This window comes from Oceanisphaera sp., from assembly GCF_048268965.1.
GTDB lineage: Bacteria > Pseudomonadota > Gammaproteobacteria > Enterobacterales > Aeromonadaceae > Oceanimonas.
Map to the genome: position 1 here is coordinate 21885 of NZ_JBLWUK010000014.1, position 17724 is coordinate 39608.

Sequence of the window (17724 nt, forward strand, 5' to 3'; positions counted from 1 at the left end):
TCTCAACACCGATGTTTCATATCGTTCCGTATTGCTTTGAACCAGTGCATCAGATCCGGCGTTGCCGGATTTAGCAGCTAAAGCAGCTACTACATTCGTGCTGTATGTTGGACGCGGGCGATGATCACGTCGGTGTGGGGCAAGGCGGCGGCCAGTTTTTGCTGCAGCACCAGTTTGGCCTGCTCTTCACCGTGAACCAGGCGAATTTGCCGGGGCGCCGGTGTAATGGCGGTAGCAAAGTGCATTAAATCATCTTGCCCCGCATGTGCCGAATACCCACTCACCTGATGCACTCTGGCTCTAAGCGTAACGCGCAATCCATCCAGCTCTACCCAGCCTTCATTAGCCGACGGATTTTTGTCAGCTGATGGCTCTGTCGCCTCATAACGGGGGCCGTATTTCAGAATGTCGTGCCCCGGGGTGCCTTCGGCCTGGTAGCCGACAAACAGGACGTCGTTTCGAGCGTCTTCCAGCAGGGCCTTGAGGTAATTGACCACTCGGCCACCGGTGCACATGCCCGAGCCGGCCAGCACCACAAAGGGCTTTTGGCTTCGAGCCTGGTATTGCACGGCTCTCAGGTGATCTTTATGACTGTTGATCACCGTCAGCTGCTCAAAAGAGAGCGGATGGCGCCCTTCGCTTAATCGGCCTTTGGCTTCGTGGTTCCAAAAGGGTTTCAGCTTGCGGTACAGCCGGGTAAAGTTGGCTGCCAGTGGCGAGTCGACCACCACTTCCAGCTGGTGCCAGGGCAAACCGGGCGCGGCGGCAGCATCAGAAAACTCGCTAATCAGGCTTTCAATTTCATACAGTAGATCTTGCGTTCGGCCCAGGCTGAATGCGGGAATCAACAGAGTGCCGCCGTCGGCCAGGGCATGCTCTATGGCGGCTTTCAGCCGTAATCGCCGGTCTACTCGGCTGTCGTGGTTTTTATCGCCATAGGTGCTTTCCAGCACCAGCACATCACACGCCTGGGGCGGCTCGGGCGCCATCAGTAACGGCGAGTTCGGCGCCCCCAGGTCACCACTGAAGATCACTCGTTCGCCCTGTGCTTCACATTCTACATAGGCCGAGCCCAGAATATGCCCCGCCCTCTGCAACCGTATGGATATTTCGCTATTGGCCACCTTCTGCCACTCGCCATAAGGCAATGGCCGCAGCCGCGATCTCAACAGCTTGAGCACCTTATTGATCAGTTTTTTATTACGGGTAAAACCGATTTTAAGGGCATCTTCCAACATGGCCGGCAATAGCAGTGCCGTTGGTTCGGAACAATAAATCGGCCCCTTGAACCCCGCGCTCAGCAAATACGGCAGGCGTCCGGCATGGTCAATATGCACATGGGTGATCACCAGCGCTTTAATATGATCGATGGCAAAGTCGATGGCCAGATCGTCCCGTTGTTCTTTGCCTTGAAACAGGCCGCAGTCAATTAATATGCCGGCCTCGTTAACGCGCAATTCGTGACAGGATCCGGTCACCCCCTGTACCGCACCGTGATGCAGCACCGCGATTGGCTGTTGGTTCATTTGTATGCTCCTTCCCTACCACCCCTGGATTTTTATTCGGTTTGATGGCTTCACCATAGTCCAAGAAGCATATTGGTGAAGGGAGAAGCGTAAGGCGTAAGGCGTCAGGCGGGAAGCGTATTGGGCCAAAATCCGCCTTTGCGCAATTTCATTCGACCTGCTGCGCTTTTTTGGTGCAGAATAGGGTTAGCTTCTTTTTTAAATATAAGGACTTATCTATGCAGCTGCGTCTTGTTGGTGTGGGTTTGCTGGCCGTTGCGCTATCGGGTTGTGCCAATTGGGGCTTCGATAGCAACGTCTCGCCAGAAGGCATCAAGGATTATTACAAGGGCGATAACGTCACTCTTTATACCAAAGCCAAGCTGGAAGGGCTGAATTACGTGACCCTGGGCTCGATAGAAGGCGAAGCCTGCCAGATTGAAGCCAGCGAAGCGCCTCCCAAAGAAGCCGATGCCCGTGCCAGTGTTCGTCGTCGTGCCGCCGACATGGGCGCCAATGGCGTGCTGCTGGACCGCTGCATTCGCTTTGATGAAATGCCCGGCTGTATAGAACAAGTGCTGTGCAGCGGACAGGCCATTAAGGTAGCCAAGTAATGTCGAAAGCAGGATCCCCCGCTGCACCGCAAACCGTGCTGGATACCATTGGTATTATCCGCTCGCCGTACAAGGAAAAATTTGCGGTGCCGCGCCAGCCCGGCCTGGTATCCAGTGCCCGTGCTCGCCTGGAAATGCTCGCCCCATACAATGAGCCCAGCGCCTTTCGTGGCTTGGCCGAGTTCAGCCATTTGTGGCTGATGTTTGTGTTTCACCAGACTCAGGACCAAGGCTGGAAGCCCACCGTTCGCCCGCCCAGGCTGGGCGGTAACGAGCGGGTGGGTGTCTTTGCCACTCGCTCCACCTTCAGGCCCAATCCGCTGGGGTTGTCTGTGGTGCGCCTGCTCGAGATGTGCAAAGACGGCAACAAGGTGTGGCTGGAGCTGGGGGGCGTGGATTTGGTAGACGGCACGCCCATTGTGGATATCAAGCCTTATCTGCCCTGGGCCGACAGTGTGCCCGACGCCCACGGCGGCTTTGCCCCCGACCCACCCGACTTAAGCATGGAAGTGCTGTTTTCGCCGGCCGCCGAACAGGCCTGTGCCACCTCCAGCATTGCAGATTTGCAGCAGTTTATTACCGAGGTGCTGGTGCAGGATCCGCGCCCCGCCTATAAACGCCAGCAGCAGGAATGGCAGCAATACGGGGTGCGGCTGTATCATTATAATGTGCGCTTTGAAGTGTTTGGCCACCTGACCCGGGTGCTCAGCATAGAGCCCGACGACCAGGCCTAAGCGCATAACATCAGCAGGCGGTGTTTTGCCCTTCTGCCAGACCGGCCCCCCTGCTACAATTACCCTCTTTCATGGTTTTTAAGATCAACCATGTTTTTTAAGCTCAACAAGGTTTAAGCACATGCGTACCACTCAATACTTGCTTTCCACTCTTAAAGAAACTCCAAGCGATGCCGAGGTGATCAGCCACCAGCTGATGTTGCGTGCGGGCATGATCCGCCGACTGGCGTCCGGCCTCTATACCTGGCTACCCAGTGGCCTGCGAGTATTGAATAAAGTGGCCGCCATCGTACGGGAAGAAATGAACCGCGCCGGCGCGGTAGAAATGCTGATGCCGGTGGTACAGCCCGCCGAACTGTGGCATGAAACCGGTCGCTGGGAGAAGTTTGGCCCCGAGTTACTGCGCATTAAAGACCGGCACGACCGCCCCTTTGTGCTGGGCCCTACCCATGAAGAAGTCATTACCTCCATGGTGCGGAACGAAGTGTCTTCCTACAAGCAGCTGCCACTGAACCTGTATCAGATCCAAACCAAATTCCGTGACGAAGTCCGTCCTCGCTTTGGTGTGATGCGCTCGCGCGAATTCATCATGAAAGATGCCTACTCTTTCCATACCAGCCTGGAAAGCCTGGAGCAAACCTACCAGGACATGTACCAGGCCTACAGCCGGGTGTTCGAGCGCATGGGGCTGGACTTTAGAGCCGTGCTGGCCGACACCGGCGCCATTGGCGGCAGTGCCTCGCACGAGTTTCATGTGCTGGCCGACAGCGGCGAAGATGATATTGCCTTTTCGACCGAGTCGGATTATGCCGCCAACATCGAAATGGCCGAAGCCGTGGCGCCCAAGGCCAGTGCCGATGCACCGACCCAGGAAATGACCCTGGTCGATACCCCGGACGCCAAGACCATTGCCGAGCTGGTCGCGCAGTTTGATTTAAACATTGAACAGACGGTGAAAACCCTGCTGGTGAAGGCAGCTGACGATCAGGAAGCCCCGCTGGTGGCGCTGATGGTGCGTGGCGATCACGAGCTGAACGAAATCAAGGCCGAGAAACTGCCTCAGGTGGCCAGCCCGCTGACCTTTGCCACCGAAGAAGAAATTCGCGAGCTGGTGGGTGCTGGCCCGGGCTCTCTGGGTCCGGTCAACATGCCACTGCCGGTGATTGTGGATCGCGCCGTGGCGGTCATGAGCGATTTTGGCGCCGGTGCCAACATTGAAGACAAACATTACTTTGGCATCAACTGGGGCCGCGATCTGGAGCTGCCTGCGGTGGCCGACCTGCGTAATGTGAAAGAAGGCGACCCCAGCCCTTGCGGCAAGGGCGTGCTGCAGATTAAACGCGGCATTGAAGTGGGCCACATCTTCCAGCTGGGTAACAACTATTCCAGCAAGATGAACGCCACCGTACTGAACGAAGCAGGCAAGTCTACCGTGCTGGAAATGGGCTGCTACGGCATTGGCGTGTCGCGCATTGTGGCGGCAGCCATAGAGCAGAACCACGACGATCGCGGCATTATCTGGCCCGAGTCGATTGCCCCTTTCCAGGTGGCTATCATTCCCATGAACATGCACAAGTCCGAGGCGGTTCAGGCCGTAGCCGGCAAGTTGTATGACGAGCTGACTGCCGCCGGCATCGAAGTGATTTTCGATGACCGCAAAGAACGCCCCGGCGTGATGTTTGCCGACATGGAGCTGTTGGGTGTGCCCCATACGGTTGTGATTGGCGACCGCAGCCTGGAGAAAGGCGTGGTGGAATATAAAACCCGTCGCCAGGGTGACAAGCTTGAAGTAGCGACCGACGACATTGCCGCCCGGTTGATCGAGACCATCAAGTCAGCATGAGACGTAAAGTGTGATGCGTAAGGGAAGATTTAGTCCCTCGTCACACCGCCAACCCTCCAGCGGCGCCGTATTCTACGGCGCCGCTTTTTTGTGCTTCATAACTGATGTGAATTCTGAGGCTAGATAGCCTGCCTTTAAAGACCAAAATACCTTCGCCACGGAATCCACTGAACCCACGGAAAGATAAATATAAGATCTGAAAAACATGGGTTAGTAAGCGCTGGAAAATAACGCCATTATCACCACCCTGCGTGCCTTTGTAGCCCGCCCATTTATTAGGCGGGCCAGCATAGCTGGATTTATTTTATCATCCCGCTGAGACGGGACTGCCAGCTAAAGCGGCAGCTACAAAAACTCCCTATGCCGTCTTACCGAGCTTGGCTCGGTCTCTCGTCCTTCGTATTAAAACCAAACCAAGATCCTGTCGTTCGTCAGGATGACTGCTTAAGTTCGGGCAACCTTGTCCGCTTCACTCTTTACGCTTCACCCTTCACGCTTCACTGTTTAGTCTTATCGTTGTGGCCTGCCGACAAACTCTTATACTGGGTAAAAAGGGAGTGTGATTCATGGAACTAGAAGCAAGCAATCCCAGCGCCCTGGTGTTAACCGGCGGTGGCGCGCGAGCCGCCTACCAGGTAGGGGTATTAAAGGCGATTTCCGAGTGCTACCCCCGTGGCCAGGCCATCCCCTTCCCTATTCTTTGTGGTACCTCTGCCGGTGCCATTAATGCCACCGCTCTGGCCTGTTATGCCTCTTGTTTTCATCTTGGGGTGCGCAAGCTGGAATATGTGTGGCGGCACCTTAAAACCGAAGAAGTGCTGCGCCTGCAGGCGGGCAGAGTCATTCAGCATTCGCTTAAAAGCCTGTTGTGGGGAGTGCTGGGCAAGCCGAGTCAGATTGCGCTGCCGCTGTTTGACAGCAGCCCGTTGGAGCGATTGCTGGAAAAGGTCATCGACTTTCAGCGCATTGATAACAATTTGCTGTATGGCGCCCTGGAGGTGCTGGCCGTGACCGCTTCCAACTACAATACCGGTGACTCCACTACCTTTTATCAGGGACGCCCCTATCATCAGCCCTGGGTAAGAGCCGGTCGCTCGGGTCGTTCCGCCATTATTGCTCCGCCTCATTTAATGGCAACCAGCGCCCTGCCTTTTGTGTTCAAGCCCTGGCTGTTGCAGAATCATCATTATGGCGATGGTTCCATTCACCAGCTGAACCCCCTTAGCCCGGCCATTCACCTGGGTGCCAAGCGTATTTTAATCATCAGCCTGGCGCCGGATGAAAATGATACCGATACCCTGCCCAGTGACCCCAGCAGCTCGGACATTGCCGGCCACCTGCTGGACACCATATTTACCGATGCCCTGACCTCGGATATAGAGCGACTGCAGCGCATTAACAACACCATCAGGCTGATACCCGAGCGCAAGCGCGAGCAGCTGTCGCTGCGCCATATCGACAACCTGGTGCTTAAACCCAGCCAGAATCTGGACGACCTCACCCACAAGCACTTTCACAAGTTGCCCTACAATATTCGGGCGCTGCTGCGGCTATTTGGCGTGAATGCCGGTGATGCCACCGGTCTGGCCAGCTTCTTGCTGTTTGAACAGGGTTACTGCCGCGAACTGATTGATCTGGGCTATCAGGATACCCAGGCCCGGCTGGAAGAAGTGTGCGACTTTTTAGTGGTGGAGCCCAAACTAAAACGTACGGGCTGATACAGGCCGGTTGCGGCCAGCAAGCAGCCCCTCTGCTGTTAGAACCCCAATATTTCCTTGGCGAAGGGAATGCTGAGCTTGCGTTTGGCCTGAAACGAGGCGTTGTCGAGCAAGTCCAGGGCGGCCAGCAGGGTGCTCATGTCACGCGACAGGCGATTGAGCAGAAAGCGACCCACATCGGTAGGCAGTTTGAATCCCCGCAGCTCGGCGCGTAATTGCAGGGCACTGAGCTTGCCTTCGTCATCCAGCGGTTTTAACTGATAGGCCACCCCCCAATCCAGCCGTGAGGCCAGATCCGGCAGCCCCAGCCCCAGGTTGCGTGGCGCATTAATGGCACTGATCACCAAAGAGCCCATGACTTTTTCCCGGCGGCGATTGAAAAAATTGAAGATTGCGCGCTCCCAGGGTTCTATCCCGGCAATGGCATCCAGGTTGTCCAGGCACACCAGCGCCTGCTGCTCCATGCCTTCCAGGATCCGGGGCGACATGCTGTGGTGAGTCTCGAGAGAAATATAGGCGGCGGTTTCTCCCTCTTCGTCATCGAGCTCGGCACAGGCGGCGTGCAGCAAATGGGAGCGTCCGCTGCCCTGCAGGCCCCAGATATAAAGCAGTTCGTCACCCTGGCCAATGGCGGCATTCTTGAGGGCCGTGATCAGCTGGGCATTATCGCCGGGGTAAAAACTGGCAAAGGTTTCGTCATCCGGCAGTTGCACGGCCAATGCCAGTTGGGCCGGTTGATGATCTGCATCGTCGTTTGTCACCTTAGCTCCCCGACCAACTGAATGCGCGCTCACCCTGAGGCGTTAACCCACTCAAGGTCGTCAACGCCTGCAAGGTGGCCGCCCGCGAGCCCGGCACGCTTAGGCGGTATCGCCCCTGGGAGCCAATGCTGTCCACCACATAGACAGACTTTACGCCCTCGAGTTGGCGCAACTGACGCTCCAGCAATACGGTGTCGGAAAACTGCCGCAGTCCGGATACCAGTATGGTCAACTCATCGGCACCATCTTCTGTAATCAACAGCGGCTGCTGGGGTGCAGCATTGTCTGCCCGCAAGCCTCGCGTGACGGGATCCTGGGCTGCTTGCCGGGTCCAGTAGTCATTCAGCTCTGCCATCAGGGTCGCTGCCGCATCGGCATCGCCGTTGAGCCTGCCCTGCAGCAAGGGGGCTGCTTGTGTTGCCGCAAACAACTGCCAGCGACCAGCTGTGGTTGATTGTGGCTCATTATTCTGCTCCATGACCAGCCAGTAAGCGGCGTCGTAGCGCTCACTGGCACGACGCAACGACTCGTCACTAAAGGCCTCGGAATTGTTTAACGCCATGTGCTCTTCCAAATCCCACAGGGGCCAGAGCAGTGGCTGCTGGTAGCGTTCGGCGGCGGCTTTCCAGCTGCGACTGGCTTCATTGCGCACCTGACCATCTTGGCGCAGCCAAACCAGCAGGCTGGGCCTGGCCGACGTGACAAAGGGCAAGCCGGCACTGGTCAGCAGTGCTTCCAGCTCCTGACGATTGAACTCAGCCTGATAACCCGGGCCCGACGACTCGCTTTGCAGGTAACGGGTTATCTCACTGCGGGCCTCTTCTTGCACCCAGGACTGCCTGGCCTGCTCACCACCGAGGCGAGTCAGTACTATGTCCAATGCCTGCATTCGCGCTTCGTCCCGGCTGTAGGGAGCCGGGTTGAGCGTCACTTCAAATACCGACTGGGCTGTGGCAAGCGCAGAAACACCCCACAGCGCCGCCAAAAGCAACTTCTTTACCATTTGTTTGCCATTATTAAAAAGCGTGCGTCCATGATAACCACTGAGCCTTGTTCAAACCAGACTCAATGCGGCTTGGCTTTGGGCAAAATCAGGTTCAACAGAATACCCACTATGCCACACAGGCTGATGCCCTGCAGACTGAAGCCGCCAATGCCGAAGGCCATGCCGCCAATGCCGAAGATAAGAATCACCGCCACTATGCACAGATTGCGGGCCTGGGATAAATCCACCTGATGCTTGATCAGGCTGTTCAAGCCCACGGTGGCAATGGAGCCGAATAACAAAATCATGATGCCGCCCATCACCGGCGTGGGAATGCTCAGCATCAGGGCACCAAACTTGCCGACAAACGCCAGCACGATGGCAAAGCCTGCCGCCCAGGTCATGATCACCGGGTTGAAGTTTTTGGTCAGCATAACGGCGCCGGTCACTTCGGAGTAGGTGGTGTTGGGCGGGCCACCAAAACTGGAGGCGCCTATGGTGGCCAGGCCGTCACCCAGCAGGGTACGATGCAGACCCGGCTTCTTGAGGTAGTCTTTGCCGGTCACCGAACTGATGGCCAGAATATCACCTATATGTTCAATGGCTGGCGCAATGGCCACCGGCAACATGAACAGCACCGCCTGCCAGTGCCACTCGGGCGCCACAAAGTCGGGCATGGATAGCCAGGCCGCCTCTTTCACCGGAGAAAAGTCCACCACCCCAAACCACAGCGCCATGGCATATCCCACGGCAATACCCGCCGTAATGGGCACCAGACGAAACACGCCTTTGGCCATGGTCGACACCAGCAAGGTGGTGATCAGGGCCGGCAGCGACAGCCAGAGCGCAATATCATGGGGGATGAGTTCGACCGAGCCGTCCCCCGCCTTGCCAATGGCCATGTTAACCGCCATGGGCGCCAGCCCCAGGCCAATCACCATGATCACCGGCCCCACTACCACGGGGGGCAGCAACCGGGTTAACAAGGCCGTTCCGCGCCAGCGCACCAGCTGGCTGAGCAACACATACATGACCCCCGCCGCCATCAGGCCACTCATAGTCGCGGGGATGCCCCAGGTTTGTACGCCATATAAAATAGGGGCGATAAAGGCAAAGGATGAAGCCAGAAAAATAGGCACCTGCCGTTTGGTACACACCTGAAAAATCAGGGTGCCGAACCCCGCCGTAAACAGGGCTACGTTAGGGTCTAACCCGGTAATCAATGGCATGAGCACCAGGGCGCCAAACGCCACAAACAGCATTTGCGAGCCGGCCAGCGCCCGGCGCAGTGGGGTATTGGCGGCACTGGCATGCCCCGTCAATATCTTGGGTTGTTCTACTGAACTCATCTTTCTTTACCTTGTTCAAACAGAAAAAAACCGGCCTGCGCCGGTTTTAACTCACATAGTATTTATTTGGTACCAAATATCTTGTCGCCGGCATCGCCGAGGCCAGGAATGATATAACCATTTTCATCGAGCCGCTCATCAACAGATGCACAATACAGCTCAACATCCGGGTGCGCGGCCTCGAGTGCCTCGATCCCCTCGGGGGCGGCCACCAGAACGATGACTTTAAAATGCTGACAGCCTTTTTCCTTTAACAAGTCGATGGTGGCGATCATGGAGCCACCGGTGGCCAGCATGGGGTCGACAATTAACGCCAGGCGTTCATCTATGTGGCTGACCAGCTTGTTGAAGTAGTGTACCGGCTGCAGGGTTTCTTCATCTCTGTATACACCGACCACACTGACGCGGGCACTGGGCATGTGCTCGAGCACGCCGTCCATCATGCCAAGACCGGCACGCAAGATAGGCACGACCGTGACCTTCTTGCCTTTCAGCTGATCAACCTCGGTGGCACCGCTCCAGCCCTGGATGGTCGTTTTTTCGGTGTCAAAATCGGCAGTCGCTTCATACGTCAGCAAGCTGCCTACTTCTTTTGCCAGCTCGCGAAAACGTTTGGTACTAATGTCGACCTCGCGCATTAGACCCAGCTTGTGTTTCACCAAAGGGTGTTTAACCTCAACGACTTTCATTCACGTATTCTCCCGACTTAGGCGATGCACAAAAAAACCGCGAAATGTTAGCATAAAATAGCGTACAAAGGCAGTGTTTCAGGGTTAATTTTAGCAAAAGGTGTGCTGTTAATCCTGTTACCACTGTTCTGCCCGTTACAAGAAGATAGCCCAGTTGGTCAACGTTGGTGGCACTGCCTTGCGCATTAAATTAGAATAGAGGGAGAAACAGTGACTGACAGACGGAACAGCCCACCCACCTCTTCAAGCTTAGTGCTAAATGAGGCTGATGTGCGCGCCTCCGCTCCTAAAACAATGACAAGGTAACCACTCGTGACGCAGAAATCCCCCCTGAGCTACAAAGACGCCGGTGTTGATATTGATGCTGGTAATGCCCTGGTTGAACGCATTAAAGGCGTTAGCCGTCGCACACATCGCCCAGAAGTAATGGGCGGACTCGGGGGCTTTGGCGCGCTATGCCAGCTACCCACTGGCTATAAAGAACCGGTATTGGTCGCCGGCACCGACGGCGTGGGCACCAAGCTGCGTCTGGCCATCGACCTCAAGCGCCATCAGGGCGTGGGTATCGATCTGGTCGCCATGTGTGTAAACGACCTGATAGTACAGGGTGGCGAGCCACTGTTCTTTCTCGACTATTATGCCACCGGCAAGCTGGACGTAGACACGGCCGCCGATGTGGTGACCGGTATTGGTGCCGGCTGCGAGCTGAGCGGCTGTGCCCTGATTGGTGGCGAAACCGCCGAAATGCCCGGCATGTATGAAGCCGGCGACTACGATCTGGCGGGCTTTTGTGTCGGCGTGGTAGAAAAAAGTGGCATTATCGACGGCACCAAAGTGGGCGCCGGTGATGCACTGATCGCCCTGGGTTCCAGCGGCCCGCACTCTAACGGTTATTCGTTGGTGCGCAAGATCCTGGAAGTCAGCAATGCCGACCTGCAACAGCCTCTGGGCGACACCACGCTGGCCGATGCCCTGATGGAGCCTACCCGTATTTACGTGAAGCCGGTGCTGGAATTGATCAAGCAGTTTGATATTCATGCCCTGAGCCACATTACCGGTGGCGGCTTCTGGGAAAACATTCCTCGCGTGCTGCCCAAGGGCACCAAGGCCCTGATTGACGGCACCAGCTGGCAGTGGCCTGAAGTGTTCAACTGGCTGCAAACAGCCGGCAACGTGGAAACCACAGAAATGTATCGCACCTTTAACTGTGGTGTCGGCATGGTGATCGCCCTGCCTGCCGACCAGGCCGATGCGGCCGTTAAATTCATGCAGGATGCCGGCGAACAGTGCTGGGTTATCGGCAACATTGCCAACGCCGCCGACGGTGAAGAGCAGGTCGAAATCAAATGAGCCGAATCGTTGTGCTGATTTCGGGCAGTGGCAGCAATTTGCAGGCCTTGCTGGATCAGTCTGCAGCGGGGCAGCTTGGCGGTCAGGTTACCGCCGTCATCAGCAACAAGGCAGAAGCCTATGGTTTGGAGCGTGCCCGCAATGCGGGCATTGCCACCCATGTCGTCTCTAACCGGGATTATGCCGATCGTGCCAGCTTTGATGCCGCTTTAATGCAGGTCATTGATCGCTATGAGCCAACACTGGTGGTGCTGGCCGGCTTCATGCGTATTTTAACCCCTGAGTTTGTACGCCACTATCAGGGGCGTATGCTGAATATTCATCCGTCCTTGCTGCCTCGTCATCAGGGCCTGCATACCCATCAAAAAGCCATTGATGCGGGTGATAAGGAGCACGGCTGCAGTGTGCACTTTGTTACCGAAGAGCTGGATGGCGGCCCTGTAGTATTACAGGCCCGGGTGCCTGTTTTTGCCGAAGATGACGCCACCGCGGTGGCCGAGCGGGTGCTGGTGCAAGAGCATGCGATTTACCCGTTAACGGTACGCTGGTTTTGCGACGGCCGCCTGGTCATGCAGCAAGGCAAGGTCTATTTAGACGGTGCCCAGCTGCCCGCCCAGGGCTACGCCGGAGAATAACTTCAGCTGCAAGCGCTCAGTAAATCATAAACCCCGAACCATCAGGTTCGGGGTTTTGTTTTAGATGGCGCCTGATGGGGGTTGTGAGGAGTGAAGGGAGCTCGGTTTTGGTTTTTGTAGCGTGCCGCTTTAGCTGGCACTCCCGTCTCAGCGGGAGTGTAAAAAACCTCCTGCTAACGCAGGACCGGCAGCTAAAGCGCCGGGCTACAGCTGCATCAAATACCCAAAACCGCGCGAATAAATATGCGCCTACAGAAAAGCGAGTTTGTTGTAGTCCGCCCATTTATTCGGCGGTCCAGCGTAGCTGGATGTTATTCAAACCATCCTGCTCCGCAGTCTCGGCAGCTAAAGCGCCGGCTACAAAGTACGGTGTTTATCTTTAACTGACCGCTTCCGGCTTAAAGCTTGCCGCTGCCCTCAGGCATGTCGGTGGCGGCGACCCGCTCCCCCAGCAAGAAGAGGTTGAACTCGCCCGGTTGCATCTTGTGCCATTGCTCGTTGTTGGTGAGCGGCTGAGTGGCAATCACGGTGACGATGTCGTTGGGCGTGGTTTCTTTCTGAAAGTCGATTTCCACTTCTTCATCGATCAGGGTGGCCGGACCAAAAGGCGCCCGACGGGTGATCCAGTGCAGATTGTTGCTGCAATAGGTCATCAGATATTCGCCATCGGTGAGCAGCATGTTGAATACTCCCAGGGCCCGTAGCTGATCGCACAGGCTGGCCACATAGCGAAACATGGCTGACATGTCATCAGGCCGGGTGGGAAACTTGCGCTCAATCGCATCCAGAATCCAGCAGAAGGCCAGCTCGCTGTCGGTTTCACCCACCGGATTATGGCGGCCGGTTTTCAGGTGCTCGTATCCGCTTAACTGGCCATTATGGGCAAACGTCCAGTAACGGCCCCACACCTCTCGCGTAAAAGGGTGGGTATTTTCCAGCGCGATGCCGCCCCGGTTGGCCTGGCGAATATGGCTGACCACAGAGCAGCTTTTAATGGGGTATTCCTGCACCAGCTTGGCTATGCGCGACTGGCTGGAAGGCTGTGGATCCTTAAAGGTACGCAGCCCTTTGCCTTCGTAAAATACGATGCCCCAGCCGTCTTTATGGGGGCCGGTACGCCCACCGCGCTGCATCAACCCGGTAAAGCTGAAACAGATATCCGTGGGTACGTTGGCGCTCATCCCTAGCAGTTCACACATATTGCTTACGCTTGCTCCATCTCTTTTTCAACCAGCTGGATCAGAATATGAATGATCTTGATATGCACTTCCTGGATCCGGTCCGCATAACCAAAGTGTGGCACGCGAATTTCTACATCGGCCAGGCCGGCCATTTTGCCACCGTCTTTACCGGTTAATGCTATCACCTTGATGCCCTTGGCTCTGGCCGCTTCAATGGCCTTGATAATATTGCCCGAGTTGCCGCTGGTGGACAGGCCCAGCAAGACATCACCGGTTTGCCCGACGGCTTCCAGATAGCGAGAAAAAACGAACTCGAAGCCAAAGTCGTTGGCGACGCAAGACAAGTGGCTGGGGTCGGAAATGGCAATCGCTGGATACCCGGGGCGATTTTCGCGATAGCGACCGGTGAGCTCTTCGGCAAAATGCATGGCATCGCAATGTGAGCCGCCATTGCCACAAGACAACACCTTGCCACCGGCCTTAAAGCGTTCGGCCAACAGTTTGGCGGCCTGCTCGATGGCTTGAATATTAGCGTCGTCGGCCAGGAAGAGATTCAGCACGTCGGCGGCTTCGGTCAGTTCGCTACGGATCAGATCCTGATACATGAAATTGCCTCTCACTCACGGTAAATAACCATTTTGGCATAAGTCACCCACAGCGGGAAGCTCCGCAACCCTGAGGGTGAAGGCGAAAAGTGCAAAGCGGCAATAAAGCGCCATCCCGCGTGCCTGTTTGCACCTTGCCCCTCACCTCTTACTTTTAACACGTCGCATTTTCTCATTACTTGATTTAAACATTTTCATCAATTACAACTAGGCTATCAACAGGTCAGACCTCACCCACCTGTTCAAACTTATCGATGCCGACAAGGAGCTCTTGATGTTGACCATACTGCTACTCGTACTTGCCTGGAGCCTGTTGGCTTATCGCCGTGCATCGCTGTTCAGTTTTACCCTGGCCACCGGCATTCTGCTGATGTTGGGCACACTCTTTGGTGAAGTCAGCTCCACTTGCTGGCTGGTGTTTGCGGTGGCGGCAGCCGTGTTGAATGTCACGCCTCTGCGCAGCCAGCTGCTGAGTGCCCCACTATTCAGGATGTATAAAGGGCTGATGCCGGAAATGTCATCCACCGAGCGTGAAGCCATAGAAGCCGGCACCACCTGGTGGGAAGCCGAGCTCTTTGGCGGCAAGCCAGACTGGGAAACACTGCATCAGTACCCCAAGCCCCAACTCAGCGCCGAAGAGCAGGCTTTTATGGATGGCCCCGTGGCCGAAGTGTGTCGCATGACCAACGACTGGGAAGTCACCCACGAGCGCGCCGACCTGTCGCCCGAGGTGTGGGCCTACCTGAAGCAGCACAAATTTTTCGCCATGATCATCAAAAAGCAGTACGGCGGCCTGGAATTCTCGGCCTTCGCCCAGTCGCGGGTATTGCAAAAATTGTGCAGTACCAGTGCGGTGCTGGCCTCTACCGTGGGGGTGCCCAACTCGCTGGGTCCGGGTGAATTGCTGCAACATTACGGTACCAAAGAGCAAAAAGATCACTACTTGCCGCGGCTGGCCGCCGGTGATGAAATTCCCTGCTTTGCCTTGACCGGGCCCGAGGCCGGATCCGATGCCAGTGCCATTCCCGATGTGGGTATCGTCTGCATGGGCGAGTGGCAGGGTGAACAGGTGCTGGGCATGCGCCTGACCTGGAACAAGCGCTATATTACCCTGGCGCCCATTGCTACCGTGCTGGGGCTGGCCTTTAAACTGCAAGACCCGGACGGCTGGCTGGGCGACAAGACTGACCTCGGTATTACCTGTGCCTTGATTCCTACCGATATGCCCGGCGTGATCACAGGCCGCCGTCACTTTCCGCTGAACGTGCCGTTTCAAAATGGGCCAACTCAGGGCAAAGACGTGTTTGTGCCCATCGACTTTATCATTGGTGGCCCCGCCATGGCCGGCCAGGGCTGGCGCATGTTGACCGAGTGTCTGTCGGTGGGCCGTGGTATTACCCTGCCCTCTACCGGCACCGCCGGCACCCGGGTGTCGGCGCTGGCCTCGGGTGCCTACAGCCGCATTCGTCGCCAGTTCCGTATTCCCATTGGCAAGATGGAAGGCATTGAAGAGCCTCTGGCGCGATTGGGGGGTAACGCCTACTTGTCCGATGCGGCCAGCATGCTGACCGTGACCGGAATCGATCTGGGCGAAAAGCCCTCGGTGATTTCTGCCATCGTCAAATATCACCTTACCCACCGCAGCCAGCACAGCCTGATCGACGCCATGGATATTCACGGCGGAAAAGGCATTTGCATGGGCCCCAACAACTATCTGGCGCGGGGCTATCAGGGCGCGCCCATCGCCATTACCGTAGAAGGGGCCAACATACTCACCCGCAGCATGATCATTTACGGTCAGGGGGCCATTCGCTGTCACCCTTACGTGCTGAGCGAAATGCTGTCGGTGCAGGAGCCGGATCCGCAAAAGGCGCTGGGGCAGTTTGATGGCGCCGTATTCGGCCATATGGGGTTTGCCATCAGTAATACGGTGCGCAGCTTCTGGTTGGGCCTGACCAACGCCCGCTTCAGCGCCACGCCGGTGAATGACGCCACCGCGCCTTACTACCGGCAGATGAACCGCCTGAGTGCCAACCTGAGCCTGTTGTCCGATGTGGCCATGGCCAGCCTGGGTGGCGAGCTCAAACGCAAAGAGCGATTGTCGGCACGACTGGGGGATGTGCTCAGCCAGCTGTATCTGGTATCGGCAACCCTTAAGCGCTTTAACGACGACGGTCGTCCCGCCGAACTGCTGCCCCTGGTGCATTGGGCCTGCCAGGACGGCTTGTATCAGGCACAGACTGCCGTTATCGAGCTGCTGGAAAACTTCCCTTCGCCCGTGCTGGGCAAGCTGTTGCATGCTCTGGTTATGCCCTGGGGTGCGCCCCTGGTGCCGCCATCTGACAAGCTGGATCATCAAGTGGCACAAGCCCTGCTCTTCTCAGGTCCGGCCCGGGATGCCCTGGCCGAGGGGCTATATTTAACCGCCGAAGAAGACAATCCGCTGGGGATGCTGGAGCAGGCTTTCGTGGATATTCAGCAGGCTGAACCCATCTTCAACAAGATTATTGAAATTCTGGGTCGTCGCCCCTTTACCGGCCTGGATGCCCTGGCCAAAGAAGCGCTGAGTGCCGACATCATCAGCCAAGCGGAAGCCAAAGTCCTGCAGCAGGCAGAAGTCAGCCGCCTGCGTACCATTAACGTGGATGACTTCGACCCAATGGACCTGCCGGCGAAGAAAGTCGTAAGGGGTAAGGGGTAAGGGGTAAGGGGTAAGGGGTAAGGGGTAAGGGGTAAGGGGTAAGGGGTAAGGGGTAAGGGGTAAGGATATCGCTCTACAAAACAACACCCCGAGTCGGTATACCGGCTCGGGGTGTTGTTTTTAACGTAAGGCAGACAGCGTAAAACGTAAGGCGGCATCCCCCCTCACGCTTCACACCTCACTATTCACATTTCACGTTTCACATTCAGTTCGATGTATCCAGCACGGTGAAGCTTTTCACCAGATCGTCCAGCGCTTTCAGCTGGGCCAGAAATGGCTCCAGCTTGGTCAGCGGCAAGGCACTGGGGCCATCGCATTTGGCGTTTGCGGGATCCGGATGTGCCTCCAGAAAGAGGCCTCCCAGGCCGGTGGCCAGACCGGCACGGGCCAGATCGACTATTTGTTCCCGTCGGCCGCCCGAGGCTTCGCCCAGCGGATCGCGACATTGCAGCGCATGGGTCACATCAAAGATAATGGGTGCGCCGCCGGTGGCTTGCTTCATCACGCCAAAGCCCAGCATGTCGACCACCAGGTTGTCGTAACCGAAGTTGGCACCGCGCTCGCACAGCAGTAATTGATCGTTACCGCACTCGATAAACTTGTCGACTATGTTCTTCATCTGCCCCGGGCTTAAGAACTGGGGCTTCTTGATGTTGATCACCCGGCCGGTTTTGGCCATGGCTTCCACCAGATCGGTTTGGCGTGCCAGAAAAGCCGGCAGCTGGATCACATCCGCCACTTCGGCCACGGGAGCAGCCTGATGGGGTTCGTGCAAATCGGTGATCACCGGCACCTTGAAGGTGTCTTTCACTTCTTGCAGCAGCTTCATGCCCTCTTCCAGCCCCGGGCCGCGAAAAGAGTGAATGGACGAACGATTGGCCTTGTCCCAGCTGGCCTTGAACACATAGGGGATACCCAGCTTTTCCGTCACCTGAACGTAATGCTCGCAGGCTCGCATGGCCAGGTCACGCGACTCCAGCACGTTGATACCGCCAAACAACACGAAGGGCCGGTCGTTGGCAACGGGAATATGATTGATATGAACGGTTTTCAT

15 protein-coding genes are annotated in these 17724 nt (G+C 56.6%); 7 read left to right on the plus strand and 8 right to left on the minus strand.

The genetic code is table 11. The features are described 5' to 3' along the window. Nucleotides 1-89: 89 nt before the first annotated feature. The gene (locus ACN0VL_RS08215) at nt 90-1526 is read right to left on the minus strand and encodes an MBL fold metallo-hydrolase (RefSeq protein WP_417616302.1); all 1437 of its coding nucleotides are present in this window, start codon (nt 1524-1526) and stop codon (nt 90-92) included. A gap of 218 nt (nt 1527-1744) precedes the next feature. Between ACN0VL_RS08215 and rcsF the strand changes: the two genes are divergently transcribed. The 4 genes from rcsF to ACN0VL_RS08235 all read left to right on the plus strand — a co-directional run bounded on the left by rcsF (nt 1745) and on the right by ACN0VL_RS08235 (nt 6414). Beyond that, nucleotides 1745-2119, plus strand: coding sequence for an Rcs stress response system protein RcsF (gene rcsF / locus ACN0VL_RS08220; RefSeq protein ID WP_417616304.1), 375 nt, complete (start codon nt 1745-1747; stop codon nt 2117-2119). Continuing rightward, a complete protein-coding gene (gene tsaA, locus ACN0VL_RS08225) occupies nt 2119-2853 on the plus strand; it encodes a tRNA (N6-threonylcarbamoyladenosine(37)-N6)-methyltransferase TrmO (protein ID WP_417616306.1) in 735 nt (244 codons plus the stop codon). The genes rcsF and tsaA overlap by 1 nt, the downstream gene beginning before the upstream one ends. 121 nt (nt 2854-2974) lie before the next feature. Next, complete coding sequence (locus tag ACN0VL_RS08230) at nt 2975-4696, plus strand: proline--tRNA ligase (protein WP_417616308.1); 1722 nt, start codon at nt 2975-2977, stop codon at nt 4694-4696. Nucleotides 4697-5262: 566 nt separating this feature from the next. Then, nucleotides 5263-6414 carry a patatin-like phospholipase family protein gene (locus ACN0VL_RS08235; RefSeq protein WP_417616310.1) on the plus strand — a complete coding sequence of 384 codons (1152 nt, stop codon included), beginning with the start codon at nt 5263-5265 and terminating at the stop codon, nt 6412-6414. Nucleotides 6415-6452: 38 nt separating this feature from the next. Here ACN0VL_RS08235 and hda read toward each other — a convergent pair whose 3' ends face one another. The 4 genes from hda to upp form a co-directional block, all read right to left on the minus strand. Beyond that, nucleotides 6453-7175 carry a DnaA inactivator Hda gene (gene hda / locus ACN0VL_RS08240; protein ID WP_417616312.1) on the minus strand — a complete coding sequence of 241 codons (723 nt, stop codon included), beginning with the start codon at nt 7173-7175 and terminating at the stop codon, nt 6453-6455. A 1-nt stretch (nt 7176) separates the two neighbouring features. Then, the gene (locus tag ACN0VL_RS08245) at nt 7177-8178 is read right to left on the minus strand and encodes a DUF2066 domain-containing protein (protein WP_417616314.1); all 1002 of its coding nucleotides are present in this window, start codon (nt 8176-8178) and stop codon (nt 7177-7179) included. Nucleotides 8179-8240: 62 nt separating this feature from the next. Beyond that, complete coding sequence (locus ACN0VL_RS08250) at nt 8241-9509, minus strand: uracil-xanthine permease family protein (RefSeq protein ID WP_417616316.1); 1269 nt, start codon at nt 9507-9509, stop codon at nt 8241-8243. A 62-nt stretch (nt 9510-9571) separates the two neighbouring features. Next, on the minus strand, nt 9572-10198 hold the full coding sequence (gene upp, locus ACN0VL_RS08255) for a uracil phosphoribosyltransferase (protein ID WP_417616318.1): 627 nt from the start codon (nt 10196-10198) through the stop codon (nt 9572-9574). A gap of 312 nt (nt 10199-10510) precedes the next feature. Here upp and purM point away from each other — a divergent pair, with 312 nt between their 5' ends. Next, a complete protein-coding gene (purM, locus tag ACN0VL_RS08260; RefSeq protein WP_417616320.1) occupies nt 10511-11548 on the plus strand; it encodes a phosphoribosylformylglycinamidine cyclo-ligase in 1038 nt (345 codons plus the stop codon). Next, entirely contained in the window at nt 11545-12183 is a 639-nt protein-coding gene (purN, locus tag ACN0VL_RS08265; protein ID WP_417616322.1) for a phosphoribosylglycinamide formyltransferase, read from the plus strand. Before purM ends, purN begins: the two co-directional genes overlap by 4 nt. A 398-nt stretch (nt 12184-12581) precedes the next feature. On the opposite strand, the gene ACN0VL_RS08270 is transcribed toward purN, so the two are convergent. Beyond that, nucleotides 12582-13382 carry a class II glutamine amidotransferase gene (locus ACN0VL_RS08270; RefSeq protein WP_417616324.1) on the minus strand — a complete coding sequence of 267 codons (801 nt, stop codon included), beginning with the start codon at nt 13380-13382 and terminating at the stop codon, nt 12582-12584. 5 nt (nt 13383-13387) lie between these two features. After that, nucleotides 13388-13969, minus strand: coding sequence for a D-sedoheptulose 7-phosphate isomerase (gene lpcA, locus ACN0VL_RS08275; RefSeq protein WP_417616326.1), 582 nt, complete (start codon nt 13967-13969; stop codon nt 13388-13390). A 274-nt stretch (nt 13970-14243) separates the two neighbouring features. Here lpcA and fadE point away from each other — a divergent pair, with 274 nt between their 5' ends. Continuing rightward, on the plus strand, nt 14244-16670 hold the full coding sequence (fadE, locus tag ACN0VL_RS08280) for an acyl-CoA dehydrogenase FadE (RefSeq protein ID WP_417616328.1): 2427 nt from the start codon (nt 14244-14246) through the stop codon (nt 16668-16670). A 205-nt stretch (nt 16671-16875) separates the two neighbouring features. Here fadE and kdsA read toward each other — a convergent pair whose 3' ends face one another. Continuing rightward, nucleotides 16876-17724, minus strand: a complete 849-nt coding sequence (gene kdsA, locus ACN0VL_RS08285; protein ID WP_417616329.1) for a 3-deoxy-8-phosphooctulonate synthase — start codon at nt 17722-17724, stop codon at nt 16876-16878.

What these genes read in the sequence shown, in the direction of transcription:
- ACN0VL_RS08215 (WP_417616302.1), bottom strand. Translation starts at nt 1,526, where the DNA reads ATGAACCAACAGCCAATCGCGGTGCTGCATCACGGTGCGGTACAGGGG.
- rcsF (WP_417616304.1), top strand. Translation starts at nt 1,745, where the DNA reads ATGCAGCTGCGTCTTGTTGGTGTGGGTTTGCTGGCCGTTGCGCTATCG.
- tsaA (WP_417616306.1), top strand. Translation starts at nt 2,119, where the DNA reads ATGTCGAAAGCAGGATCCCCCGCTGCACCGCAAACCGTGCTGGATACC.
- ACN0VL_RS08230 (WP_417616308.1), top strand. Translation starts at nt 2,975, where the DNA reads ATGCGTACCACTCAATACTTGCTTTCCACTCTTAAAGAAACTCCAAGC.
- ACN0VL_RS08235 (WP_417616310.1), top strand. Translation starts at nt 5,263, where the DNA reads ATGGAACTAGAAGCAAGCAATCCCAGCGCCCTGGTGTTAACCGGCGGT.
- ACN0VL_RS08245 (WP_417616314.1), bottom strand. Translation starts at nt 8,178, where the DNA reads ATGGTAAAGAAGTTGCTTTTGGCGGCGCTGTGGGGTGTTTCTGCGCTT.
- ACN0VL_RS08250 (WP_417616316.1), bottom strand. Translation starts at nt 9,509, where the DNA reads ATGAGTTCAGTAGAACAACCCAAGATATTGACGGGGCATGCCAGTGCC.
- upp (WP_417616318.1), bottom strand. Translation starts at nt 10,198, where the DNA reads ATGAAAGTCGTTGAGGTTAAACACCCTTTGGTGAAACACAAGCTGGGT.
- purN (WP_417616322.1), top strand. Translation starts at nt 11,545, where the DNA reads ATGAGCCGAATCGTTGTGCTGATTTCGGGCAGTGGCAGCAATTTGCAG.
- ACN0VL_RS08270 (WP_417616324.1), bottom strand. Translation starts at nt 13,382, where the DNA reads ATGTGTGAACTGCTAGGGATGAGCGCCAACGTACCCACGGATATCTGT.
- lpcA (WP_417616326.1), bottom strand. Translation starts at nt 13,969, where the DNA reads ATGTATCAGGATCTGATCCGTAGCGAACTGACCGAAGCCGCCGACGTG.
- fadE (WP_417616328.1), top strand. Translation starts at nt 14,244, where the DNA reads ATGTTGACCATACTGCTACTCGTACTTGCCTGGAGCCTGTTGGCTTAT.
- kdsA (WP_417616329.1), bottom strand. Translation starts at nt 17,724, where the DNA reads ATGAAAACCGTTCATATCAATCATATTCCCGTTGCCAACGACCGGCCC.